General features: G+C 68.7%; 22 protein-coding genes. 9 read left to right on the top strand and 13 right to left on the bottom strand.

Going from position 1 to position 22,856, the window contains the following annotated elements; all coding sequences use genetic code 11:
• On the bottom strand, positions 1 to 280 hold a 280-nt coding region (locus VGF64_00695; protein ID HEY1633245.1), incomplete at its 3' end, for an acyl-CoA dehydrogenase family protein.
• A gap of 399 nt (positions 281 to 679) precedes the next feature.
• Here VGF64_00695 and VGF64_00700 point away from each other — a divergent pair.
• Positions 680 to 1,273, top strand: a complete 594-nt coding sequence (locus VGF64_00700) for a molybdenum cofactor guanylyltransferase (protein HEY1633246.1) — start codon at positions 680 to 682, stop codon at positions 1,271 to 1,273.
• 57 nt (positions 1,274 to 1,330) lie between these two features.
• Positions 1,331 to 2,197: an LLM class F420-dependent oxidoreductase gene (locus tag VGF64_00705; GenBank protein HEY1633247.1), complete on the top strand. Its 867-nt coding sequence runs from the start codon at positions 1,331 to 1,333 to the stop codon at positions 2,195 to 2,197.
• A 16-nt stretch (positions 2,198 to 2,213) separates the two neighbouring features.
• Here VGF64_00705 and VGF64_00710 read toward each other — a convergent pair whose 3' ends face one another.
• The gene (locus tag VGF64_00710) at positions 2,214 to 3,206 is read right to left on the bottom strand and encodes a hypothetical protein (GenBank protein ID HEY1633248.1); all 993 of its coding nucleotides are present in this window, start codon (positions 3,204 to 3,206) and stop codon (positions 2,214 to 2,216) included.
• Between the two features lie 712 nt (positions 3,207 to 3,918).
• Here VGF64_00710 and VGF64_00715 point away from each other — a divergent pair.
• Positions 3,919 to 4,635, top strand: coding sequence for an alpha/beta hydrolase-fold protein (locus VGF64_00715; protein HEY1633249.1), 717 nt, complete (start codon positions 3,919 to 3,921; stop codon positions 4,633 to 4,635).
• A gap of 96 nt (positions 4,636 to 4,731) precedes the next feature.
• On the opposite strand, the gene VGF64_00720 is transcribed toward VGF64_00715, so the two are convergent.
• Positions 4,732 to 5,145 carry an ATP-binding protein gene (locus VGF64_00720; protein HEY1633250.1) on the bottom strand — a complete coding sequence of 138 codons (414 nt, stop codon included), beginning with the start codon at positions 5,143 to 5,145 and terminating at the stop codon, positions 4,732 to 4,734.
• 103 nt (positions 5,146 to 5,248) lie between these two features.
• On the opposite strand from VGF64_00720, the gene VGF64_00725 reads away from it, so the two are divergent.
• On the top strand, positions 5,249 to 5,596 hold the full coding sequence (locus tag VGF64_00725; protein HEY1633251.1) for a hypothetical protein: 348 nt from the start codon (positions 5,249 to 5,251) through the stop codon (positions 5,594 to 5,596).
• Positions 5,597 to 5,620: 24 nt separating this feature from the next.
• Here VGF64_00725 and VGF64_00730 read toward each other — a convergent pair whose 3' ends face one another.
• A complete protein-coding gene (locus tag VGF64_00730; GenBank protein ID HEY1633252.1) occupies positions 5,621 to 6,358 on the bottom strand; it encodes a response regulator transcription factor in 738 nt (245 codons plus the stop codon).
• A gap of 609 nt (positions 6,359 to 6,967) precedes the next feature.
• Between VGF64_00730 and VGF64_00735 the strand changes: the two genes are divergently transcribed.
• The gene (locus VGF64_00735; protein ID HEY1633253.1) at positions 6,968 to 7,351 is read left to right on the top strand and encodes a VOC family protein; all 384 of its coding nucleotides are present in this window, start codon (positions 6,968 to 6,970) and stop codon (positions 7,349 to 7,351) included.
• A 9-nt stretch (positions 7,352 to 7,360) separates the two neighbouring features.
• On the opposite strand, the gene VGF64_00740 is transcribed toward VGF64_00735, so the two are convergent.
• Both VGF64_00740 and VGF64_00745 read right to left on the bottom strand, forming a co-directional pair.
• Positions 7,361 to 7,654, bottom strand: coding sequence for a hypothetical protein (locus tag VGF64_00740; protein HEY1633254.1), 294 nt, complete (start codon positions 7,652 to 7,654; stop codon positions 7,361 to 7,363).
• Positions 7,655 to 7,814: 160 nt separating this feature from the next.
• Positions 7,815 to 8,042, bottom strand: coding sequence for a hypothetical protein (locus VGF64_00745; GenBank protein ID HEY1633255.1), 228 nt, complete (start codon positions 8,040 to 8,042; stop codon positions 7,815 to 7,817).
• A gap of 228 nt (positions 8,043 to 8,270) precedes the next feature.
• Between VGF64_00745 and VGF64_00750 the strand changes: the two genes are divergently transcribed.
• From VGF64_00750 to VGF64_00760, 3 genes are all read left to right on the top strand, one after another.
• Positions 8,271 to 9,086, top strand: coding sequence for a G1 family glutamic endopeptidase (locus VGF64_00750; GenBank protein ID HEY1633256.1), 816 nt, complete (start codon positions 8,271 to 8,273; stop codon positions 9,084 to 9,086).
• Positions 9,087 to 9,277: 191 nt separating this feature from the next.
• Entirely contained in the window at positions 9,278 to 11,392 is a 2,115-nt protein-coding gene (locus VGF64_00755; protein ID HEY1633257.1) for a transglycosylase domain-containing protein, read from the top strand.
• Between the two features lie 144 nt (positions 11,393 to 11,536).
• A complete protein-coding gene (locus VGF64_00760) occupies positions 11,537 to 11,866 on the top strand; it encodes a hypothetical protein (GenBank protein ID HEY1633258.1) in 330 nt (109 codons plus the stop codon).
• A gap of 19 nt (positions 11,867 to 11,885) precedes the next feature.
• On the opposite strand, the gene VGF64_00765 is transcribed toward VGF64_00760, so the two are convergent.
• From VGF64_00765 to VGF64_00785, 5 genes are all read right to left on the bottom strand, one after another.
• The gene (locus VGF64_00765; GenBank protein ID HEY1633259.1) at positions 11,886 to 13,799 is read right to left on the bottom strand and encodes an ABC transporter ATP-binding protein; all 1,914 of its coding nucleotides are present in this window, start codon (positions 13,797 to 13,799) and stop codon (positions 11,886 to 11,888) included.
• Between the two features lie 135 nt (positions 13,800 to 13,934).
• Positions 13,935 to 15,089 (bottom strand): hypothetical protein, encoded by a 1,155-nt coding sequence (locus tag VGF64_00770; protein HEY1633260.1) that lies wholly within the window; start codon positions 15,087 to 15,089, stop codon positions 13,935 to 13,937.
• 45 nt (positions 15,090 to 15,134) lie between these two features.
• The gene (locus tag VGF64_00775) at positions 15,135 to 16,070 is read right to left on the bottom strand and encodes an alpha/beta hydrolase (protein ID HEY1633261.1); all 936 of its coding nucleotides are present in this window, start codon (positions 16,068 to 16,070) and stop codon (positions 15,135 to 15,137) included.
• A gap of 21 nt (positions 16,071 to 16,091) precedes the next feature.
• Positions 16,092 to 16,691, bottom strand: a complete 600-nt coding sequence (locus VGF64_00780; protein HEY1633262.1) for an adenylate kinase — start codon at positions 16,689 to 16,691, stop codon at positions 16,092 to 16,094.
• A 92-nt stretch (positions 16,692 to 16,783) separates the two neighbouring features.
• Positions 16,784 to 18,859 carry an EAL domain-containing protein gene (locus tag VGF64_00785; GenBank protein ID HEY1633263.1) on the bottom strand — a complete coding sequence of 692 codons (2,076 nt, stop codon included), beginning with the start codon at positions 18,857 to 18,859 and terminating at the stop codon, positions 16,784 to 16,786.
• 116 nt (positions 18,860 to 18,975) lie between these two features.
• On the opposite strand from VGF64_00785, the gene treZ reads away from it, so the two are divergent.
• Positions 18,976 to 20,718 (top strand): malto-oligosyltrehalose trehalohydrolase, encoded by a 1,743-nt coding sequence (gene treZ, locus VGF64_00790; GenBank protein HEY1633264.1) that lies wholly within the window; start codon positions 18,976 to 18,978, stop codon positions 20,716 to 20,718.
• An 84-nt stretch (positions 20,719 to 20,802) separates the two neighbouring features.
• Here treZ and VGF64_00795 read toward each other — a convergent pair whose 3' ends face one another.
• Positions 20,803 to 22,269 (bottom strand): glycosyltransferase, encoded by a 1,467-nt coding sequence (locus VGF64_00795; GenBank protein ID HEY1633265.1) that lies wholly within the window; start codon positions 22,267 to 22,269, stop codon positions 20,803 to 20,805.
• A gap of 254 nt (positions 22,270 to 22,523) precedes the next feature.
• Positions 22,524 to 22,856: hypothetical protein (locus VGF64_00800; protein ID HEY1633266.1), on the bottom strand; the 333-nt coding region annotated here is incomplete at its 5' end.

The following is a 22,856-nucleotide window of genomic DNA, read 5'->3' on the forward strand; positions in this document are numbered from 1 at the left end:
TGTCGCCGTGGGCTTCGAGCAGGGAGGCCGCGGCGTAGTGCATGAGCAGCACCATTGCCGTCGACCCGCATTCCCGGCTCAGCTGCTCGATGACCTCGGCTGCTGCCCGCAGGCCCAGCCCGGCACCCCCGGCATCGGCGCCGGTGACCAGCCCGAGCATGCCTGCCCTACCCAGCGCGTCGAGCGACAGTCGAGGGAACGTGGCGTTGCGGTCGACATCGCCCGCATTCGGAGCCACGACGTCGTCGATGATGGCCGCCAGCGCGTCTGCGTACTGCATCCCGTCCTCCTAGCGATCGTGGGTTCCACCCGCCCGACCGGGCGGGAGCGACTGCTGATCCTCAGCGACGCGCCATGCGACTCACCTCCTTCCTCAGGCCGGCGAGGCTAGCCCCCCGTCAAAGTCCGAGCGATGGGGTCAGACAGCCCCTGCTCGACGAGGGTCCCTCCCCCGGAGAGGGGACAGTTGCCGAGGGGTGGAGGTGATTTCGCGACCACTCGAAACCGGTGCCGGTCGAGACGGGCTCCGAGCACCCTGGCGGCTACCAGGCTGAACTGAGCCGGACGCTGGGCTGTTTTGCTGCCGACCCTGACGAGGTCTCGAGGGGCGAGCGCTCGCCAGCCGAGTGAGGCACATCTGCCGCGGCCGGTTGGTCGTGGAGAATGAGAAGGTGGAGACGTGGGCTTCCGACCCGTTCCCCGTGTAGCCGGCCTGGTTCTGACCGGTGGAGCGAGCCGACGCATGGGCCGGGATAAAGCCGCCATCGTCATCGAGGGAATGTCCTGCGCCGAGCGGGTTGCTCGATGCCTGTCGCTAGTCGCCTCTCCGGCCCTCGAGGTCGGCCCCGGTCGGTCACTGCTGCCGGCCGTGAACGAAGAACCGAGAGGACAGGGACCTCTTTGCGCCCTCGTGGCCGGATGGCATGCCCTGACCGTCCGAGGCCACCGCGACCATGTGATCGTCCTCGCCTGCGACCTTCCGCTGGTGACCGAGGCCCTGCTGAGCTTCCTGGCGTGCAGACCTGAGCACGGAAGCGTGGTGCCCGTTGTCCATGGCCGAGCCCAGCCGCTGTGCGCTCGCTTCAGCAGTGTGGCGCTCGACAACGCAGCGCGGGCGGTGTCGGCCGGCTACCGGTCGCTTGCTCCGCTCCTCGAGGGGGACGACGTCACATGGCTGGAAGAACCGGACTGGGGTGAGGTGGCCGACAGTCAGGCCTTCTCAGACATCGACTCGCCGGCCGACCTGCTGAGACTGGGCTTCACGCCGACGTGACCGGGTTCGCTCGAGGACCTCGAGCAGGGCCACTACTACCGGGAGGCATAGTTCGACATGGTCGAGATCACGGGGACCGGGATATGGAGCTCGGGGCTCCGGTATGGGGATCCCGCGGAAGCTGCCGAGGCCGCGGCCGAGCTCGAGGAGCTCGGGTATTCAGCCCTGTGGATTCCCGATATCGGTGGCGACGTGTTCGGCGCTGTGGAGCGTCTCATGGTCGCTACGAGGAGAGCGACGATCGCGACGGGAATCCTCAACCTCTGGATGCACTCGCCCGGGGAGACGGCAAGCGCGCACGATCGCCTGGCTGGCGCACACGGAGACCGGTTCCTGGTCGGCATCGGCGTCAGCCACGCCCCGCTGATCGATTCCATCGAGCCAGGCCGGTACGGTAAGCCGATTGCGGCGATGTCGGCGTTCCTCGACGGGCTCGATTCGGCACCGGCTCCGCTTGCGCCAGCCGAACGGGTGCTGGCCGCGCTGGGACCGAAGATGCTCGAACTGGCTCGCAGCCGGTGTGCGGGCGCCCACCCTTACAACGTGACTCCGGAGCACACGGCCCTGGCTCGAGAAGCGGTAGGACCATCCAAGCTGGTCCTCCCCGAGCAGGCGGTCGCCTTGACCACTGATCCTGACCTCGCTCGCAAGCTCGGCCGCGACCATCTCGCCACCTACATGACGCTGCCGAACTACACCAACAACCTGCGGCGGCTCGGCTTCAGCGACGGCGACTTCGGCGCCGGCGGCAGTGACCGGCTCATCGACGCCCTGGTGGCCTGGGGCGACGACACCGCCATCGAGGCCCGGATCCGTCAACACCGAGACGCGGGAGCGAACCACGTGTGCATCCAGGTCCTCAGCGATGAGGGAATGCTGCCACGGGAGGCGTGGAGAGCGCTTGCTCCGATAGTGGCGAGTTAGCCCGGAGGCAGGAATCTCATGGGACAGGAAGGTGTCCCACCAACCCCTGCTGTATGCCGCCGGGCGCGCCCAGGCTCACGAGGAATTGGTTGAAGCTGACCCCAACCGCCGTCGAGACACCCTCGACCCCGCTCACGGCACCTTCGGTTCGCGCCAACGCGTCTCCAAGCTTCCCTCCGAAGACACCCCCGCCCGCCCAACCGATCTCCAAGTTCGGGTACGCGTCGTGGAGGATTCCGACCACGTCGCCAGCACTGACGTGCTGGCCGACGCGGACGGTAGGAGTGACGTTCTCTGCGTAGTACACCAACTGTCCGCGGAACTGCCCTTGGTCGAGCTGGAGGGCGATGAATGCACCTCCGGGCCAGCCCGCCTCGGACGTCAGTCGGATGGTGCCGCTACCAACAGCCAACAGCGGACCGGTTCCGCCGTAGTCAACCCCTTGGTCAATGCGCTTTGGTCGAAGGTTCGCGATCTGGGCGAGAGGATTGACGTAGCCAAGCGGGGGGAGGGGATGGGGTGCGCTCGGCTGTGTTGCCGGGCTCAGCGGTGCCGTCGGGGCCGGTGCGGCGGTCCCGGGGGGAGGAGATGCGAGCACAGCCACGTTCGGGCCAGGGGGCATGGTCCTGCGGAGCTCGCGCCCGGTCGAGTGACCCCCACCGACGACAGCGGCGCCGTCCACCGAGCGGCCGGCGGCCAGAGCGAGCGTCGACGGGCCGGGGATGATGCCGGTGGCGAGCCCGCTGCCGATGGCCATCAGCGCCGCCGAGTAGGCGAGCAGGCCCCTTCTCATGGTGCCCGGAGTCGTGGCCGAGGCGGGCTCTGTGAACACCGCGAGCCGACTGCACCGCTCCTGCAGGAGGCGGACCAACGGGAGCGCCACGGCCTCGGCTGCCAGGGCCAGGCGGGCAGCCACCCGTACAGGGAAGAAGGGTGAGACTGTGGCCCGCTCGACGGTCTCGGCCAGTCCCGCGTCGATGAGGCAGTCAACCTTGGCGGTTCCGGCCACCCCGGCCCCGTCCAAAAGACGCTCGCCCAGACGCATCGGCCGAGGCCGCTTTCGCACGAGGCGCTCGCTTCGCCGCTCGTGCAGCTATGTCCTGCCTGCTCGGATCACAAATATGACGAAACGGTCAGGTTTGGCTGGCCGGCGGGGTCGCCGCACCCCGGCGACCGGTAGGGGGGTCGCGCAACTGCGCCCCTTATCCCCCGTTTAGGGGTAATCTTCCTCCAAGGAGGGGAGAGGTGGCTTGCTGCTCCCCTCATGTGAGGGGGAGAAATGAGACCTCGTCAGCGGAGGGCATGGTTCCGCCACTGCGGGTTGTGCGGTGGGGTTGATGATCGCCGGTCGTTCGGAGAGCCGGAGGACGGGATCGATTCTGGCACGGCCTGGATCTGTCAGGACTGTGGGCTCGGAGCCGAGCTCGAGTATGTCGAGCTGCCGATCGATCTGGTCTATGAGCGGCACTGAACGCGTCGCTCTCTCGTGCTAGCGATCATTGCCCAAACGCAACGCCAGGCGTAGAGCCGTACCCCGACGCCAGCGTCTCGGTCGCGGTGTAGCCGCTGTTGCTGCAGCCGTCGTAGCCGGGTCGACCCTCGCTGCTTGCTCGGGCTCGAGTCCGGCGACCAAGCAGGGAGATGTCAGCACTCCCTTCAGGCCATCGGTCGCGACGTCCGCAGCAACCACTACCACGACGTCCGCTCCGACCGTCGCCCAGGTGATCGACACGACCTACCCATCGGCTGTTCTGGGCACCAACCGCCGCGTCCTCGTCGTCCTCCCGCCGGGGTACAGCCGCGGGCAGCGATACCCCGTCGTCGAGGTGCTCCATGGGGTCCCTGGGGGCCTCCAGGAAGCGATCGGGGGTCTCAACGTGGCCCAGCTTTCCAACCAGTCGAAGACGCCGTTCATCGCGGTGGCTCCCGATGGGACAGGCCCTGCCGTCGGCGAGAGCGACTTCGCCAACACCAGCCGCCAGCCGATGGGCACGGTGACGGGCCCCGAGCTGCGGCAATGGGTGAACGCTCAGTACTCGACCAACGGGACCTGGGACGTCACCGGCCTCTCGGCGGGCGGCTACGGCGCCGCCTACCTGCCGACGCTGTCGCCGGGCGTGTACCAGCAGGCGTGCCCCATGAGCGGTTTCTTCACCGCGGAGCCGCCGGCGTTCGGCGGACAATCCGCCGCCGCGAAGCAGGTCGGCTCCCCGATCCTGCACGTCTCGAGCCGCGGTCCGCGCACCCTGGTCGTGTCCGGATCGAACGACCAGGAGTCACTCGACGAGGCCCACCGCTACATCGCGGCCATGAACACCGCCGGGCAATCGAACAGCGGCCTTGTCATCAATCCCGGTGCGCACGAGCTCCCCGTGTGGACACGAGGGATCAAGCAGTGCCTGTCGTTCTTCTTCCCGGCCTCGGGGTTGAGCCCGTAGCCCTCAGTCCTTCGCACCTGGCATGGACAAGGGCGGGCCGCCGGTGTGGTGACCGATCACGCTCCTCCGGCCCGGCTCGAGTCGAGGATCTTCGAGCTATTCGATATCCGGCCGTTGGTGAGCGGTTCGTGGTGAATCGCTGGTCGTCTCCAACTCGAACCACACACTCTTGCCGCGGATGCCCTCGTTGACGCCCCAGGAGGTGGCGAGGGCGTCTACGACCTGGAGGCCGCGGCCATGTGCCTCGAGTGGCGGCAACGTCTCACTGTGTCGTGGTGGCTTGTTGCTGCCATCGAAAACCGTGACCCTGAGGCGACGGTCGTCGAGGTCGATGCCCACGATCATCTCCGAGCGGGCGTGGATGATCACGTTGGTCACCAGCTCGCTGCTCAGAAGGGCGGCTGTCTCGCTCAGATCCCCGCGACCCCAACGGCGGAGGGTGCCCTCGACGAACTGCCTGGCCGCGAGGGCACCGGTGGGATGGGGACTCAGTGAGATCGAGTCCTGCATGGCGGCATAATTACCCCGTTTCGCCGGTGGTTGGCCAAATCACCCGCGCCTGAGACCTGGACCCGAGCCCGGTGGACGCGCCGACTCGCCTACCCTGGGAGCCTTGACGCCGGTCGAAGGGACCACCGTCGTGCCCGATGAAGCGGACAGCGAGAGGATCGAGGCCGGGGTGCCCGATCGGGAGCCGGACAGCAGCTGGTTCACGGATGGCGAGCTCACGGCCCTGGCCCTCGCCGCCGACCCTGATGGGCCGCTGGATGAGGATGCCGTACCCCTGACCAGCTACGCGGACCAATCGGCGGCCGCCCTACCGGAGTGGTACATGCCGCCGGTGAGGGCACGGAGAGGAACGCGCCGCCGGACAGCGGTCGTGCTCGCGATCGTCATTGCCTTCCTCGTCATCGAGGCGGTCGGGCTCTGTAGCGCCTACGGCCAGCTAGTGATCGGCTGACCGGCTGCATCGGCGCGGTCGGGCTCAGCTGACCGCTGTCGTCTGACCATTCGGAGGATGATCCGGCGCGCCTTCCGACCCGAACAGCCCCTGTCGGAGAGCCAGGGCGACGGCCTGGGTGCGGTCCTGGACCCCGAGCTTGCGGTAGATGTGTCGAAGGTGGGTCTTGACGGTCTCCTCGCCCACGACCAGCTGCTCGGCGATGCGATGATTGCTGAGCCCGTAGGTGAGCAGTCGCAGCACGTCGCTCTGTCGTCGGCTGAGCCCTAGCCAGCTGCCCGGCCACGCATTGCCATCCCAGGCGTAGGCAGCTCTCAAGGCGACGCTCGTCGCCAAGTTGGGATCGACCACCGGGGTGCCCTCGCTCGTCTGCACCAGGGCCTCCACCAGCTGAGAGCTGTTCTGGGACCGGGACAGAAAGGCCGTGACCCCGCGTCGGAGAGCCTCGAACAACCAGCGCTCGTCGGTCGCCTCGCTCAGGACGGCGACTCGCCACGGGGAGCTCGTTTGCACCAGCTCCCCGGCCAGGTGCAGCGCGTCCGCCCCTTGCGTCCCGACATGGACCAGGACGACGTCGGGCCGCAGCTCGGACACCGCGGCGGCGACGTCCCTCTTCGGACTGAGCTGCCCGACCACCTCGACGCGGCCGCGATGCCGAGCGAGCATCGCCTGGAGACCAGCGCAGATGATCTCGTCGTCGTCGACGAGCACGACGCGAACCGGTCCGTGCCCGTTCGCCCCCTCAGGCAGCTGCTCGATCATCTGGGCTCCGTCCTGTCTGCCTTGGCCGGGTCCGCCTAACCCCGTCCCTCCCGCTGACATCTCAGGGATCGCGGTGATCCCCTTCAATTCGGACATCTCCCCCTCTCCTTCGTCGCGACCGCCATCGAGTCACCAAAGCATAGCCCCGATCCTGGGGGTGAGAAAGGCGTACTGCACCCGGCGTCCCTGGCGAGATAGTGGTTGTGGCGTATGGCAGGGTGCGTCATTGCGTTTGGACATCTGGGTCGGTGCCGATGATTAGGGAGCGGGGACTGTAGGGGCGTGGTCAATGTGAAAAGCTTACGCCTGAACGGGCCTCGGACTCGTCAGCCCCTGTCAGGTCGCCGTATCCGCCAAATGCACCTGGTGAACACCGGAGCCCGGCACCGTCGGCCAGCGCCGCCTGCTCGTTCGCTGGGAGCCAAGAGGGACCACACCGAATTCACAGGCCTTAAGTTACCTGTTTTAACGTCGCTTTGTGGTCCCAGGCATTTGTCATGGACCGGACAGATTAAATCCTTAATCGACATGAAGATCCCTCAATGTCTTAGCCTTTGAAAGCGATCGTGTCCGACAGGACACCACGGACGCGGCGCCACGGTGGGTAGCGTGAACGCGACCGGACAGCAGGAGGCCCGCATGGGTGACGATTGGGCGCGGCCCGTGGTGCACTGGGAGATCGAGGCGATCGACGCTGATGCGCAGAGGGCCTTCTACGCCTCGTTGTTCAACTGGGAGATCGGTGACGGCCCGGTCATGCAGGTGCCAGCCGGCATCGGAGGACCGGAACCGGGGCCGGGCGGGCACCTGCGCCAGAGTGATCGCAGCGGGGTGACGCTCTACGTCCAGGTGCGCGACCTTCGGTCCTCGCTGTTGAAGGCGACCGCGCTCGGCGCGACGGTGGTGGTCGAGCGGTTCGACATTCCCGGCGGGGCGACCCTGGCGGCCATCACTGACCCGGAGGGCAACCCCGTGACGCTCGTGCAGCAATGAGCTGACGGATCAGTCGAGGGTCTCGTACCGGCTCGTGGTGAAGGTCGAGCGGTTCACCAGGGCCATGAACGCCGCGTTCGCGGGCTCGTCGTCGAACTGCGCTTGGGCGGTGTCGGCGTCAGTCCGCGAGCTCCAGATCACCACCACGAGCCAGTCCCCGTTCCCACCGTGAGCCGTCGTTCGCCTGAGGAACGTCGGTTGTTGCCGCATGAGCTCGGTCTGAACCCACCGGTCGGCGTCCAGGAAGGCTCCGATGTCGGCGCCCGCCGCCAGGCGAAAGGTGTGCGTCTCGATCACTGCCATATCGAATCGCCCCGGCTCGTTGGCCGATCACGCTGACACGAGCGCCGCGCCGGCTCGCTGCACCGCGTATCGAGCTCCCGAAATGAGGCATTTGGGGCGCCGACTGCCGGTCCCAAATGGGCACGTGAGGCTCAGCGTCGGCGGAATGGACGCTCGCCCGTCAACCGGCGGACAGCGAGTGGTAGGCGCTCAGATCCACCTCTCGCTCCTGGCCACCGCTTCTCCGCACGATGCGATCCCTGGCCTCGTACAACTGGTGGTGGCGAATCCTGTCGACGGCGTCGTCCACGTCGTCGCAGCTCCCGATCCCCACCGGCCGCCCATCCCGGATCACCTCGCAGCGGCCGACCGCCTCGTTGATCGCCCAGGTTGCTTTCCAGGCTGGCATCGTCCACCTCCCAGCTCGCCAGCGAGCCTAGTGCCGCTGGGCCAGGTCGTCCACGGCCGCTCGCATGCCGCGGGAATCGTCGTCGAGCTGGTGGGCCCCTGACGGGTTGCGATCAGTTGTCGTCGCAAGCACGCCCCGGATCCCCCGTTCGGGGGAACTTTGACGGTTCGGGGAGGTTACGGGCCTTCCGATCGAGAACGCTGCGGCGCCCGACTGAGGAGGTCCCAAATGCGCCGTATTGTCCCATTAGCGGTCACCCTCGCGCTCGCTCCGGTCATGCTCGCCCCGTCGGCGGGTGCCGCGGTCCAGGCGGTCTCGCACCGGCCGCTCATATCCGTCGGAGCGAACAAGTCGAACAACTGGTCGGGTTACAACCAGGGCACCCTCGAGCAGGGGAACAAGCTGTTCAACGAGGTGGCTGGGGACTGGACCGTGCCCACCGCCACGAACCACAAGGCCGGAGAGGCCGAGTTCTCGTCGACCTGGGTCGGCATCGGCGGAGGGTGCATCGACGCCTCGTGCACGACGACCGACTCGACGCTCATCCAGGCCGGCACCGAGCAGGACGTGAGCGCCCAGGGCGTCGCCTCCTATTCGGCCTGGTGGGAGCTGATCCCGGCGACCAGCGTCACGATCAGCACGGTCGGCGTGAAGGCAGGCGATCACGTCCATGTCGATATCGGCGAGATGGTGGCCAACTCGAATGTGTGGACCATCACATTGAAGAACGTCACCTCAGGCCAGACCTTCACGATGACTACCCCTTACAGCTCGACGCACGCCACCGCAGAGTGGATCGAGGAGACGCCGGTCGTGGTGGGCACCTCGGGTACCGGCGTCGGGCCCCTGCCCAACCTCTCGACCGTCAACATCGACCTGGCCAAGGCCAACAACGTCCCGGCCGGGCTCAAGGCGTCGGAGGAGCTGCAGCTGATCGACTCCAGCGGTAACCCCCTGTCGACCCCGTCGGCGCCCGACAGCGACACCGACGGCTTCAACGTCTGCGCCTACGCCAGCAGCTGCTCGGCGCCCACCAGCTCCTAGCAGCGCTCACGGCCTGCGTCACGACACCGAGGTCACGGCCGGCCCCGCTGGGGGGGCCGGCCGTGCCGCGTCGGTCATGTGACCAGTTCCTCCGAATGGGGTAGGTCGACCGGGGCCCGTGGAACGAGAAGATGTGCCAATCTCCCGGCCCGTCGACAAGGGGTGTCCGAGTTCGTGTCGAAGCACGAGGTGTGGGTGACCAGCTGATGGGCAAGCTGGGGCGGTTCGCCACCACTGTCGTGGCCGCCGGCACGGTCCTGGGGCTGGCGGCCCTCGCCCTGGTCCCGGTCGGGGGGGTGCTGGGCCATGCGTCTCACACCCTGGCCATGAGCCAGCCGGTCCGCCTCAAGCCGCTGGACCTCCCCTCGAAGGTGTACGACAGCAAGGGCAACCTGCTGGCTGTGCTCCAGGACCAGGACTATCGGGCCCCGATCTCGCTTGCGCAGGTGCCGCCGACGGTGGTGCACGCCGTGCTCGATGCCGAGGATGCCACCTTCTATCAGCATGGAGCAGTGAGCGTCCCCGCCATCCTGCGGGCGGTCAAGAACAACGTGTCGTCCAGCGACGTGCAGGGCGGCTCGACGATCACCCAGCAGCTGGTCAAGAACGCGGTGCTCGATTCGCAGCGCAGCATCAACCGCAAGCTGCACGAGGCCGTTCTGGCCTTCCGCCTCGAGCAGCAGATGACCAAGGACCAGATCCTGGAGCGGTACCTCAACACGGTCTACATGGGCGAGGGGGCGTACGGGATCGAGGCCGCGGCCCAGACCTACTTCGGGACCGACGTCAGCCGGCTCAACGCGGCTCAGGCCGCCCTGCTCGCCGGGGAGATCCGCAACCCCGAGGGCGACGACCCCATCCGCCAGCCGGCGGCGGCGGCCGAGCGACGGAGCCAGGTCCTCGACAGCATGGTGACCAACGGCCATCTGAGCGCCGAGGAGGCCACCCTTCTGAAGGCCACCCCGCTGCCGACGACGCTCCACGCGCCCGCGACGCAGCAGGCCAGCCCGTTCGTCGTCGAGGTCAAGGCGGCCCTGCTGGACACCAGCGACCATCGGTTCGATGGCATCGGCACGACCGCGGCCGATCGTCTGAACGCGCTCTACAAGGGTGGCCTCAACATCACCACCACACTGGATCCGACCCTCCAGCACGACGCCGAGCAGGCGGTAGCGGCCGAGCTGCCCAACACCGCGGGACGGTTCACGGCCGCCGTAGCGGCCGTGGACCCGGCCACAGGGTTCGTGCGGGCCCTCGTTCCCGGCAACCCAGGATCCGACGGCAGCGGCTACGACGTGGCGACCGGCCGGGGGGGCGGCGGACGACAGCCCGGCTCGTCGTTCAAGGCCGTGGTGCTCGCCGCCGCCCTCGAGAACGGGTACAGCCCGAACGACACCATCGACGGGACCGCGCCGTGCACGATCAGCCTGCCCGGCTCCCCGCCCTACGTGGCCCACAACGCCGAGGAGGGGGCCGGTGTGATGAGCCTCCTGGATGCCACGGCCAACTCGGTCAACTGCGCCTATATCCGCTTGGGCGTGGACGTTGGCCTGCCCAAGGTGGCCGACATGGCCCACCGCCTGGGCATCCCGGCGACCGTCAAGCTCGGCACCACACCCTCGCTGAGCATCGGGTCCTACGAGGTGACCCCGCTCCAGATGGCCTCGGTGTACGCCACGCTGGCGGCCGACGGGGCGCGCCGAACGCCGAGTGTCGTGCAGAGGATCACCGACAGCTCGGCAACGACGCTGTATGAGGCCAATCCGACCCCCACCCAGGCCGTGTCGCCCCAGATCGCCAGGACGACCACCCAGGCGCTCCAGGCCGTGGTCCAGCGGGGCACCGGCACGGCGGCCCAGCTGTCCGGCCGCCCCGTGGCAGGCAAGACGGGGACCACCGACGATCTGGCCAACGCATGGTTCGTGGGCTACACGCCCCAGCTGGCCACGGCCGTCTGGATGGGCTCGCCCACGGGCCAGGTCCCGATGCGCGGCGTTGGGGGGGTGGACGTGTTCGGCGGGACGTACCCGGCCCGCATCTTCCGCGATTTCATGAGCGCCGGCCTCGCCGGCCAACCCGCGGCCAGCTTCACCGCTCCTGACCCGAGCCAGATACCCCCGGGGCACTTCCTGATCGCCCAGGACTCGCCCGACGCCCTCACCAGCCCGCCCCCGCCGCCAGCGCCACCGCCCCCGCCTGCGGCGCCCGGCCCGGCTCCGGCACCGCCGCCCGCCGCTCCGCCTGCTCCGGCACCGACCCCGGTTCCGCCGGCGCCCATACCGGGCAACCGCCACCACGGGCACTGAGCCGGCGCCCACCGTCCAGCCGTCGCCTACAGACCATCTCGGCCCTGGCTCTCGCCGTGCAGGCGCCGGTCCTGCTCGCGGTGGCAGACTGGGGCCGGCCCCGAGTGGAGCCAGCCGCAACGGCGCGGAGGTGACGGCATGTCGATGAGTACCGCCCCGGAGTCGCTACGACCTCTCGAGCGGCGGGTGCTCGCCCTCCGTGAGGCGGGCGTGGACCGGGAGGAGATCGCCCGCCGCTTTCGGCGCAGCCCCGAGTTCATCGACCGGGTGATCGACATGGCCCACCTTCCCCGGCACCCGAGCGGGGCCTCGACACCGCCCCGTCATGCCCTGCGTCCCATCGAGCGGTGCCTGCTGCGCTGGCAGGAGGAGGGAGAGTCCTTCGACTCCCTCGCACCCCGGTTCAAGCGCAGCCCCGCCCATCTCCGGCGGGTAGCGGGACTGGCGTCGTACAAGCTCAGTCACCAGGGCTGAGCAGGAACCGTCTCCCAGCTCAGCCGTCGCCAGCTGTCAGCGCCGGCACCTCGTGGTCGTCCGGCTGACCCTCCGGACCGGCTGCACCGTCGGTGTCCGCTTGGCGCTCGAACTGCGTGCGGTAGAGCTCGGCGTACACGCCTTCGCGAGCGAGGAGCTCGGCGTGGCGCCCGCGCTCGACGATGCGCCCGTCGGACACCACGAGGATGAGGTCCGCCTCCTTCACCGTCGACAGGCGGTGGGCGATGACGATCGAGGTCCGTCCGGCGAGCGCCGTCTTGAGGGCCCGCTGCACGGCCACCTCCGACTCGGAGTCGAGGTGGGCGGTGGCTTCATCGAGCACGACCACGTCCGGGGCCTTGAGCAGCAGCCGGGCGATCGCCAGCCGCTGCTTCTCTCCGCCCGACAGGCGGTAGCCGCGGTCGCCGACGACGGTGTCGAGGCCATCAGGGAGTCCCTGGACGAGCGGCAGGACCTGCGCCGCCTCGAGTGACTGCATGAGCTCCTCCTCGGTGGCGTCCGGCTTGGCGTAACGCAGGTTGGACCGGATCGTCTCGTGGAACATGTGGGCGTCCTGGGTGACGACCCCCACGGTCTCGCGGAGGGAATCGAGCGTGGTGTCGCGCACGTCGATCCCGTTGATCCGCACCGCGCCGCCGCGGACGTCGTAGAGCCGGGGCACGAGATGGCTGATCGTCGTCTTGCCCGCTCCCGACGGCCCCACGAGGGCGACCAGCTGACCCGGCTCCGCGGTGAAGCTGATGTCGAACAGGACCGGCTTCGATGCGGTGCGCTCCAGCGTCGCCACGGACTCGAGGGAGGCCAGCGAGACCTCCTCGGCCGTCGGGTAGGTGAAGTCCACGTGGTCGAGCTCGATCGTCGCCGGTCCCCGCGGCACGGCGACGGCGTCCGCCTTCTCCTCGATCATGGGGGGAAGGTCGAGGACCTCGAAGACGCGCTCGAACGACACCAGCGCCGTCATCACGTCGACGTTGATGTTCGACAGCTGGGTAAGCGGCCCGTACAGCCGGTTGAGGTAGGCCGTGAGCGCGACCAGGGTCCCGACGTTGAGCGCTCCGTTCACGGCCAGCAGGCCACCCCAACCGTAGACGAGGGCCGTCGCCAGCGACGCCGTGAGCATGAGGGCGGCGAAGAAGATCCGGCTGTACATGGCCGAGGTGATGCCGATGTCGCGTACCCGGCCGGCCCTTTCGTCGAACGTCCCGGTCTCGGCTCGAGGGTGGCCGAACAGCTTGACGAGCAGGGCGCCGGCGACGTTGAAGCGTTCGCTCATCGTGGTGTTCATCTCGGCGTTCAGGGCGTAGCTCTCGCGGGTGATGGTCTGGAGCCGCCGCCCCACCCATCGCGCCGGGAGCACGAAAACCGGAAGCATGGCCAGCGCCACGAGCGTGATCTGCCACGACAGGAACAGCATGGTGACGATGACGAGCGACACGCTGATGAGGTTGCTGACCACGTTCGAGAGCGTGTCGGTGAAGGCCTGCTGGGCTCCGAGGACGTCGTTGTTGAGGCGGGTGATAAGCGCGCCCGTCTGGGTCCGGGTGAAGAAGGCGAGCGGCATGCGCTGGATGTGGGCGAAGACCTTGGACCGCATGTCGAAGATGAGGCCCTCACCAACCCGAGACGAGAAGTACCGTTGCCCCAGCGAGAGCACGGCGTCGGCGAGAGCCAGACCGGCGATCAGCAGCGCGAGGGCCACGATCAGCCCGGACCGGTGGCCGAGGATCCCCTTGTTGATGATGTCGCGGTAGATCAGCGGGTTGGCCACGCCGATCACGGCATCGATCACGATGAGGACCAGGAAGACGCCCAGCATCCGCTTGTAGGGCGCTGCGAACCGCAGGATCCGCCGCCCGATCCCCGGAGCCAGCTTCTGCTGGGTGACCGAGCGGTCGCGACGCATGGAACGCATGCCCCCCCAGCCGCCGGGACCGGGACCCATCATCAGATGGCGCGCTCGTCTTCCATCGTTCACGCACCATACCGGCGAGGGGGCTCGAGACGGGTCGAGAAGGGCCAGCTCAGCGGGGTGGGCCGAGGGATCGGCCTACCCGCACCGGGACGCGAAGGCGGCTGTGCCGGGCACGGCACCAGCCTGCATCATCATGTCCAGCGACCCCGGCAGGTGGTAGAGCTCGGCGTCGAGGAAGTCGATCGACACCTGGGCGACCACGCGCTCGAAGCTGTTGCGGGCGACGTACGGATCAAGATGGGGCGCCCCTTGCAGGCACAGCAGGTACTTATCGGGCTGGGGATCGTTGGTGAAGAAGTCATTGGTCAGCGATGGCGGGTTGATGGTGTCCGCCGTCCCCTGCGTCGCCAGGAGGGGTGGGACGCCGGCAGGGAACCACGTGCCGCCCGGATACCCGTAGCGGGCGCCCGAGAGGATGACCGCGGCCTTGATCCGGTGATCCTGGTAGGCGGTGTTGTAGCCGGTGGCCAGCGCCGTGTTGCCCCCGTCGGACTGGCCGGCCACGGCAATCTCGGCCGGGTTGACCAGCTGGTGGAGAGGGTCGGCCGGATTGTTGGCCGCGGCGATGAGGCTGTCGATGAGGAAGGTGACGTCGTAGGGCTGGTTGGGAAGGTCCCGCTCCTTGTCGCCCGCGCTGGGCACGCTGGGGCTGGTGACGGGGAAGGTCGTCGCCGCCACCACGAACCCTGCCTGAGCCCAGTCGTGCAGGAGCGGCTGGTACGGCGGCGGGTCCTCGTTCAGACCAGGCGCGAAGACCAGCAGGGGAAAGGGACCGCCGCCCTGCCGAGGCGCCAACGGCGTGTCGGTGGCCGAGGGAGGGCCGGTCGAGGGGTAGCGCACCTGGACCGACAGTCGGCGTGGGGCTGCGGCCGCGCCGCCGGGGGCGAAGGGCGCCGGGACCACGTGACCAGGAGGTTCCACGTAGCTGAAGGTCGCCAGGCCGACGCCGTAGGGTGCTCCTCCCGGAGGTGCCGGCTTGGCGGTTGTCGGGGGACTGGTCGGCGGGGCGGTCGTGGGCGGGGCCGAGGTGGGCACGTTGGTGGCGTGCGGGGCCGAGGTTGCCGTCCCGCTGGCGCGCGACTGCCCCGATCCACATGCCGCCAGCACGACGGCCAGGACGACCGCGCCCAGGCCCGCTGCTCGTCCCGACACCATCGGCGCGGATCCGCGACCCTTGGCGAAGGGCTGGCGTCGCCGCCGTTCGGGATTGCGGAAGGGTGTCGGGGGCACCAGGGACAAGCGTCTCGCCGTCAACAGCTTGGAACGATCGGCCCGTCAGGAGAACGCGGCTCGCACCCGGGAGGCAGCCTCGCTCACGGCCGAGTCGGCGACGGGCGTGACCCCTCCCATCTGGAAGAAGCCGTGGATCATCCCGTCGTAGCGGCGCAGGTCGACGGGTACGCCGCTGTCATGGAGGCGGGCGGCGTAGGCCTCGCCCTCGTCGCGAAGCGGGTCGAACTCGGCGGTGATGATGAAGGCGGGGGCGACGCCGTCGAGGTCGTCGACGTAGTGGGGTGAGACCGACGGGTGCTTCGGGTCCTTGTCGGGCCCGAGGTAGTGACCGCGGAACCAGGCGGTCGCCTCGTTGGTGAGCATGTAGCCATCGCCGTTCTCGATGTGCGACGGGTACGACATGGTGAGATCGGTGGCCGGGTAGACGAGCAGCTGGTACCGGAGCGCCGGAAAACCGTTGTCACGAGCCCGCACGGCAACGAGGGCGGACAGGTTCCCGCCGGCGCTGTCGCCGCCCACGGCCACCCTCGACGCGTCGCCGCCGAGCTCGGTCGCGGCCTCCACTACCCAGGACAGGGCTGCCCAGCAGTCGTCGGCAGGCGCCGGCGCGGGGTACTCGGGCGCCAGGCGGTAGTCGACTGACGCCACCAGCGCGCCCGACCGGTTGGCCAGCTTGCGACAGGTCGTGTCGGCGGTGTCCAGGTCGCCGATCACCCACCCGCCCCCGTGGTACCAGACGAGGACCGGCAGCGGGGCCGTGCCCGCGCCGGCGGGCCGGTACACCCTGATGGGGATGGACCCCCCAGGACCGTCGGCGCTGGCGTCCCGCACCGAGTCGACCGCCTCCGGGGGACCGTCGGCTGCAGCGATCATCTTCATCACCTGGCGCAGCCCCTCGGGGGTGACCTCTCCGTAGTCGACGGTCTCCATGGCGGCCATCTGCTCGAGCAGAGCCTCGATCTGCGGGTCGAGCGGCATTGGGTGACCTCCTCGGGTCGATCAACCTCGGCTGTTCTTCGCCGGCGCTAGTCCTCGAGCCTTCAGGGCGGCCCGGATTCGCTGCGCCACCTCGGCGATGGGCCCGTTGCCGTCCACGTCGACCAGGATCTGCCGCTCGCGGTAGAACTCGAGCAGCGGACCGGTGCTCGCCCGGTACTGGCCCAGCCGGTAACGGATGGTATCGGGCGTGTCGTCGCTGCGACCCGAGCGCCGACCTCGCTCCAGCAGGCGCCGCTCCAGCTCGGCGTCGGGGACGGTCAGGTGGACGACGGCCGAGAAGGTGAGCCCGTGCTCCGTCGCCCAGGCGTAGGCGGCCAGCGCCTGGTCGAGCGTGCGGGGGAACCCATCGAGGACGAACCCCTCCAGCACGACCGGAGTGGTCAGTCGCTCCTGCACGAGGAGGAGCACGAGGTCATCGGGTATCAGGTCGCCTCGCTCCAGGTAGGGCCGGGCCCGCTTCCCGAGCGGCGTGGCCCGGGCGACATGGTCCCGCAGAAGGTCTCCCGTCGAGACATGGGGGACGCCGTGCTCGGCTGCGAGCGAGCGGCCCTGAGTGCCCTTCCCGCCTCCAGGCGGAGCGAGGAGGAGAAGCCGGATCACGGGCCTGATCTGGGGCTCAGCGCTAGGTCGTCGGGCCGACGGGCCGCAGCCCGATCACCGGCAGCTGTTCCTGGGTTTCACCCTCGGGAACTCTACCCACCGACCGGCGCCGGCTCCCCGCCCTCGGACCGAGGGAGATGCTCTGGACGAGTGGCGCCGAAGAAGTAGCCCTGGCCCAGCTCACACCCGAGCTCGGTCAGCACGGCGGCCTGCTGGGCCGTCTCGACCCCCTCGGCGACCGTGAGCATGTCCAGCGACCGTGCCATCTCCACGACCGTGCCCACGATCGTCTCGTCCTTCGAGCGACGACCGAGGCCGGCGACGAAGGACCTGTCGATCTTCACCACCTCGACGGGTAGCTCCCGGATCGACGTGAGCGAGCTGTATCCAGTACCGAAGTCGTCGACAACGAGCCGGACACCGAGATCCCTCAGCCGCCAGAGCGTCGACCTGATGCTCGGAGACGACACCAGCGCCGTCTCGGTGATCTCCAGCCACAGCTGCGAGGGGTCGATGTCAGCTCTGGCGATCTCCCTGATGACCCAGGTGACGATGTCGGGATGGTTGAGCTCGTGGCCCGAGAGATTGACCGACATGGCGATGGGGTCGTACCGGCGGCCGAGGTTCACCCGGCTCGCCGTCTGGCACGCCTCTCCCAGCATCCAGTGGCCGATCGGCGAGAGCAGGCCCGTCTCCTCAGCGAGGGGCACGAACTCGGCGGCCCGCAGCAGTCCGTGCTCGAGGTGCTGCCAGGTGACCAAGGCCTCCATTCCCACCGTCTCGCGGTCGGGAAGTGAGACGAGCGGATCGAACAGCAGTCGAAACTGCGTGATCCCGCCGGGAGCCTCGACGGCGCGCCGCAGCTCGCCCTCCAGCTTGAGGCGGGCTGCCAGGCGATGCTGCATCGAGCCGGCAAAGAGCTGGAAGCGATTCCGGCCCCGATCCTTGGCCTGATGGAGCGCGGTGTCGGCATCGCGCACAAGATCCTTGGCGGATCCGCGATCGTTGCCACCGATCACCACCCCGACGCTCACGCTGACGAAGACGTCGACGCTGCCGATCCGGCGCGTGTGACGACAGGCGCGCACGATGTCCTCGGCGAGGCCCGCGACCGTCTCGCGTGCGGGTGCATCAGGGACGACGACGGCGAAGCTGTCTCCCGCCCAACGGACGAGCACTGCCTCTGCGGGAACCTGCTGGCGTAGGCCGTCGGCCACGAACTTGAGGATGTTGTCGCCGGCAGTCCGGTCGAAGGTGTTGTTGGTGTGGTTAAGGCGGTCGACGTCGACCAACAGAATGGCCACGTGCGAGCTGGATCCACTCTTGTCATGCTCGTCGATCCAGCGGTCGAGATAACGCTGATTGGGCAGGTTCGTCAACTCGTCGTGCAGCTCGGTGTACTCGAGCTTCTCCTCGGCCGAGTGCTGGTCGGTGATGTCTTTGACATTCATGACCAAGCCCTCGACATCAGGATCACGCAGCATGTTGGTCACCCGGGCCTCTAGGTGCCGCCACGAGCCGTCCCGATGGCGTCCGCGGTATCGGGCGATCTCGAACTCGGACTCGCCCGAGAACAGCTTCTGTACCGTCCGGGCGAACGGAGCGCGGTCATCGGGGTGGACAAGGTGCACGTGGCGCCCGAGGAGGGCGTCGGGCTCGTAGCCGAGGGGGCTCTCCGGCCCGGAGCTCAACCACCGGACGTCACCACTCTTGTCCAGGATGAAGTAGTACTCCGAGGAGTTGGCCAATACGGAGCGGAGCCTGGCCTCGTTGGCCCGTGACGCCTCCTCGTGCTGACGGCTGTCGGTCACGTCGATCACGGTGACAACATGGTGAAGCTCGGCCGTATCGACCGAATTGATGGTCATCGAGACCCAGATGATGCGCCCGTCCTGGCGACGAATGGGCACGTCGAACCCACTGACTTCACCGTGCTCCCTGACTCGCTGCCGGAGATCCTCGAGATCGGCGGCGGCGAAGAGCCGGCTGGCCAACGGCCCGCTGTCGATCAGCTCCTCGGGCGACCAGAAACCCAGCATGCTCGCCAGGGCCTGATTGACCGCCAGCAGCCGTCCACCGGGCATCGTGTAACACAGGCCAACAGCAGCCTTGTCGAAGAGCGCGCGGTAGCAATCATGCTCCGCCACGGCATCGGTTCTCGGGATCATCAGCTCGGTCCAGCGTACAACTTTGCCCAAAAATGTATGCAGATCGGCGATCGTGACAAGGTGCATATCCTTGCGGTCTGTTGGATTTGTCGGGATTCAAACGAGGGGTGGGAGGTATGACCGCCGACACAGTGCAGCGGTTCGCCGTCTGGGCGCCAGAGGCCCGGCGGGTGGAGATCCTCGTTGCCGGGCGAGTCGTGGCGCTGGTCCGCGGCGAGCACGGGTGGTGGTCGATCGAGGTCGAGGATGCGGGGCCGGGGACGGACTACCTGCTGTCGGTCGACGGAAGCGCCGGACTTCCCGATCCGCGATCGGCATGGCAGCCCGACGGTGTGCACGGACCGTCTCGCGTCGTGGACCAGTCGGGTTTCCCGTGGACCGACCAGGGCTGGCGCGGCATCGAGCTGTCGTCGTCCGTGCTCTACGAGCTGCACGTGGGGACGTTCTCGGACGCCGGTACCTTCGACGCCGCCATCGAGCATCTCGACCACCTCACCGATGTTGGCGTGACGGCTGTGGAGCTGCTCCCGGTAGCCGAGTTCTCGGGTCGGCGGGGCTGGGGCTACGACGGCGTGGACCTGTACGCGCCGCACCACGCGTACGGTGGTCCAGACGGGCTCAAGCGCCTGGTCGATGCCTGCCACGGGAGAGGCCTCGGCGTCCTGCTGGACGTGGTGTTCAACCACCTCGGCCCGGAGGGCAACTACCTGGAGCGCTTCGGTCCCTACCTCACCGAGCTCCAGGCCACGCCCTGGGGACCGGCGGTCAACCTGGACGATGACCGGAGCGCGGAGATCACGGACTTCTTCGTCGACAACGCCCTGATGTGGTTGCGCGACTACCACTTCGACGGCTTGCGCCTCGACGCTGTCGACGCGCTGGTCGACGGTGCGGCGATGTCGTTCCTCCAGGAGCTCAGCCGCCGGGTCGAGGATCTGGCCGGCGAGGTGGGCCGCTCCCTGGTGCTCGTGGCCGAGAGCGACCGGAACGACCCCCGCCTGGTGCAGCCGCGCCAGGCGGGTGGCGCGGGGCTGGACGGGTGGTGGAGCGACGATTTCCATCACGCGCTTCACGCCGTGCTCACGGGCGAGCGCAATGGCTACTACGCCGACTTCGGCTCGCTCGACGCCGTCGCCAAGGCCATCCGACAGGCCTATGTCAACGATGGCACCTGGTCCGCGTATCGCCGCCGGGTCCACGGCCGGCCGCTGCCACCCGGGCTCTCGGGTCATCGCTTCGTGGCGTACCTGCAGAGCCACGATCAGGTGGGCAACCGACCCGGTGGAGAGCGTACGGGAGCGCTGATGAGCACCCGACGACTGAAGGTGGGCGCCGCCCTCCTGCTGACGGCGCCCTTCGTCCCCATGCTCTTCCAAGGGGAGGAATGGGCGGCGGCGACGCCCTTCCACTACTTCACCGACCACGCTGACCCGAGTCTCGGGCGCGGCGTCGCCGATGGGCGGCTACGGGACCTGTCCCGCCTCGATTGGCCGGTCGAGGCGATGCCCAATCCTCAGGACCGCCTTACCTTCGAGCGCTCCAAGCTCGACTGGGCCGAGCGGCGACGACCCCCGCATCGCCACCTCCTCGACTGGTACCGCCGGCTCATTCGCCTGCGTCGGGACGTTCGCGAGCTGGGCGACGGTCGCGTGGACCGGGTCAGGGTGACCGTCGAGCAGGAAGGCTGCCTGGTGGTGCGGCGGGGCCCGATCACCATCGCCTGCAACCTGGGTGAGGACACGAGCGTCCTCGACGCCGACGGTTCGCTGCTCCTGGGCTCGGAGGAGGACGTCTCCCTTGGCGACGGACGGCTCCACCTCCCGTCGGCGACCGTCGGCATCCTCAGGGCTGCCAGCTAGCCTGGCCGCGAGGACGATATCGGCAGGCTGGAGCTGTTCGATCACCCCGAGTGCGTCGTCCTCGTCGTCAGGGCGGGAAGGTGGTCACGGTCCTGCGGGTCTGAGTGCCGAGGGCGCCGGGGGGGCCGCGGGTACCAGCAGCTCGTCGAGCAGCTGGCCGTACTGGATCAGATGACGGTCGCCCATGAACTGATCGAGGACCCGCCGGCGCGCCTCACGGCCCAGCCGCTGCCGCTCGCTCGGGTCGTGCAGCAGGCTGTCGACGATCGCTCCGAAGGCGGCGAGATCGGTCGGGTCCGGAAGGAGGCGACCGCTCTCGCCGTCGACGATCTGGTCGTTGATGCCGCCCACGGCGCTGGCCACCACCGGCCGGCTCTTCCACATGGCCTCGGCGACCGTCAGCCCGAAGCCCTCGACAAGGCTCTTCTGCACCACGACGGCGGCGTGACGCTGGAGGGCGTTCACCATGGCCGCGTTGGCTTCGACGTCATCCATCGGGAGCTTGACCAGCCGGACGCGCCGTCGCTGGTCCGATGGCAGCTGACGCCAGCCCTCCAGGCACTCGCTGTAGACGGCGAGGGCCTCCGGGTCGTCCGCTACGCCCTTCGCCTCCGGGCCGGCCAGGATCAGGTTGGCCCCGCTGTCGCCGCCGACGTGCTCGACAAAGCCGCACATCACCCCGAACATGTCCTTCAGCCGGTCCCACCGTGAGATCTGCACGACGACGGGCGCGTCGGGGTCGAGTCGTCCACCCTCGGCGACGATGTCGGCGACGTCGGTCACGGTGCCGGGCAGTCCGTCCCGGTGCATGAACTCGGGCGACCCCGCCCCTGCGGTTGCTTGTAGCAGGCCGATGCGCGCCAGGATCGATCGCACGGCGCCGGGCGCCAGTTCCTGGTTCTTGGCGGAAAAGGGGTCGATGGACGGAGGGATCACGTGGACCCGGCCTCCGTTCAGCCACGCCGGTGGATAGGTGGCCCGGGAGAAGATGAAGGCGTCGGCGTCCTCCAGGTAGGGCGCCAGGAAGTTCCACGCGCCGACGACGAACGGGTTGTCCCGGTCGTCCGACCCGACATGACAGCGCCAGATCACGATGGCTCCGGCCCGCTTCATTGGCGTGATCAGCCCCGTCGTCTGCGGGTCGTGGAGGATGACGACGTCGCCAGGGCGCACCCGGGCCGTCAGCTCACCTTCGTTGTCAGCGAGGTTCTGCTCGTAGATCCGGCGCTCCGCAGCACCCAGCTCGCCGCCGTCGCCCGGGACCCCGTGCAACCAGTTGTGGAGCCGCTTGGTAACGGCGAAGAAATCGGGTACGCCGTGGATCACCAGCCACCGGGTGTCGACGCCGCCGCCGCGGGCGTAGGCGAGGAGCACTTCCAGCATCTCGGCGACGCCTCCGCCCTGGGCGGTCGAGTTGACGTTCCACACCGTCCGGCCCTCGAGCACCCGGTTGGTCGCCTCGGCTTGGGCGGCCAGCTGCGTGATCCGCTTCTCGCCGAGCAGAACGGCCGCCGTGTCCAGCTGCACCGCTTCGATGAGGACCTCTTGCATGGTGGACACCTTTACCCCGGGATGGTTTCCGCTCACGGGGCTCGGGCGGAAACCAGTTGATTCTGACGGCGACACGCTTGTGTTCGTGACGTCCTTCCCCTCCACCTCTCTACCCAGTCGCCATGTTGCCTCGTCCAGGGCGCCCGACGGGGGATTTCCCTCGGAGGGCCTACCGTGCCGGCCTCCAGGGCCGGCCTTGGCGCTTGCGCGCCTGCGGCTATCTCGTCAGGCCGGCCTCCCGGGCCGGCTGTCGGTCAGGTATCGACGAACACGACGGCCCGCCAGGTGCCCGTGAGCGGCACAAGGCTCAGGCCGGCCCCGGCTCGCAGGAGCCAGCTGAGGGTGGTGTCGTGGTCCTGCTCGGCGGGGACCATGACCACGAGGCCCCGTCGAGGATGGTCCTGGCGGACGCGCCAGCCTGCCGGTATCTCGACCCCGACGGAGCCGAGCCGGGCGACGGCGCGGGGCCCGGCGGCGTGCTGCACACCGATCGATACGGGGTCTCTCCGTTCGCCCCGCCACTTGCCCGGCATCCACGTGCAGATGGGCACGGCGGGGCCGCTGGCCGAGAAGATCCCGAAGAGCGA

This window comes from Acidimicrobiales bacterium (assembly GCA_036491125.1).
Lineage (GTDB): Bacteria > Actinomycetota > Acidimicrobiia > Acidimicrobiales > AC-9 > AC-9.

Coding starts and splice junctions, on each gene's coding strand:
- VGF64_00705 (HEY1633247.1), top strand. CDS start 1,331: ATGGTCGAGATCACGGGGACCGGGATATGGAGCTCGGGGCTCCGGTAT.
- VGF64_00720 (HEY1633250.1), bottom strand. CDS start 5,145: ATGCAGGACTCGATCTCACTGAGTCCCCATCCCACCGGTGCCCTCGCG.
- VGF64_00730 (HEY1633252.1), bottom strand. CDS start 6,358: ATGATCGAGCAGCTGCCTGAGGGGGCGAACGGGCACGGACCGGTTCGC.
- VGF64_00740 (HEY1633254.1), bottom strand. CDS start 7,654: ATGGCAGTGATCGAGACGCACACCTTTCGCCTGGCGGCGGGCGCCGAC.
- VGF64_00745 (HEY1633255.1), bottom strand. CDS start 8,042: ATGCCAGCCTGGAAAGCAACCTGGGCGATCAACGAGGCGGTCGGCCGC.
- VGF64_00750 (HEY1633256.1), top strand. CDS start 8,271: ATGCGCCGTATTGTCCCATTAGCGGTCACCCTCGCGCTCGCTCCGGTC.
- VGF64_00760 (HEY1633258.1), top strand. CDS start 11,537: ATGAGTACCGCCCCGGAGTCGCTACGACCTCTCGAGCGGCGGGTGCTC.
- VGF64_00765 (HEY1633259.1), bottom strand. CDS start 13,799: ATGCGTTCCATGCGTCGCGACCGCTCGGTCACCCAGCAGAAGCTGGCT.
- VGF64_00775 (HEY1633261.1), bottom strand. CDS start 16,070: ATGCCGCTCGACCCGCAGATCGAGGCTCTGCTCGAGCAGATGGCCGCC.
- VGF64_00785 (HEY1633263.1), bottom strand. CDS start 18,859: ATGATCCCGAGAACCGATGCCGTGGCGGAGCATGATTGCTACCGCGCG.
- treZ (HEY1633264.1), top strand. CDS start 18,976: ATGACCGCCGACACAGTGCAGCGGTTCGCCGTCTGGGCGCCAGAGGCC.
- VGF64_00795 (HEY1633265.1), bottom strand. CDS start 22,269: ATGCAAGAGGTCCTCATCGAAGCGGTGCAGCTGGACACGGCGGCCGTT.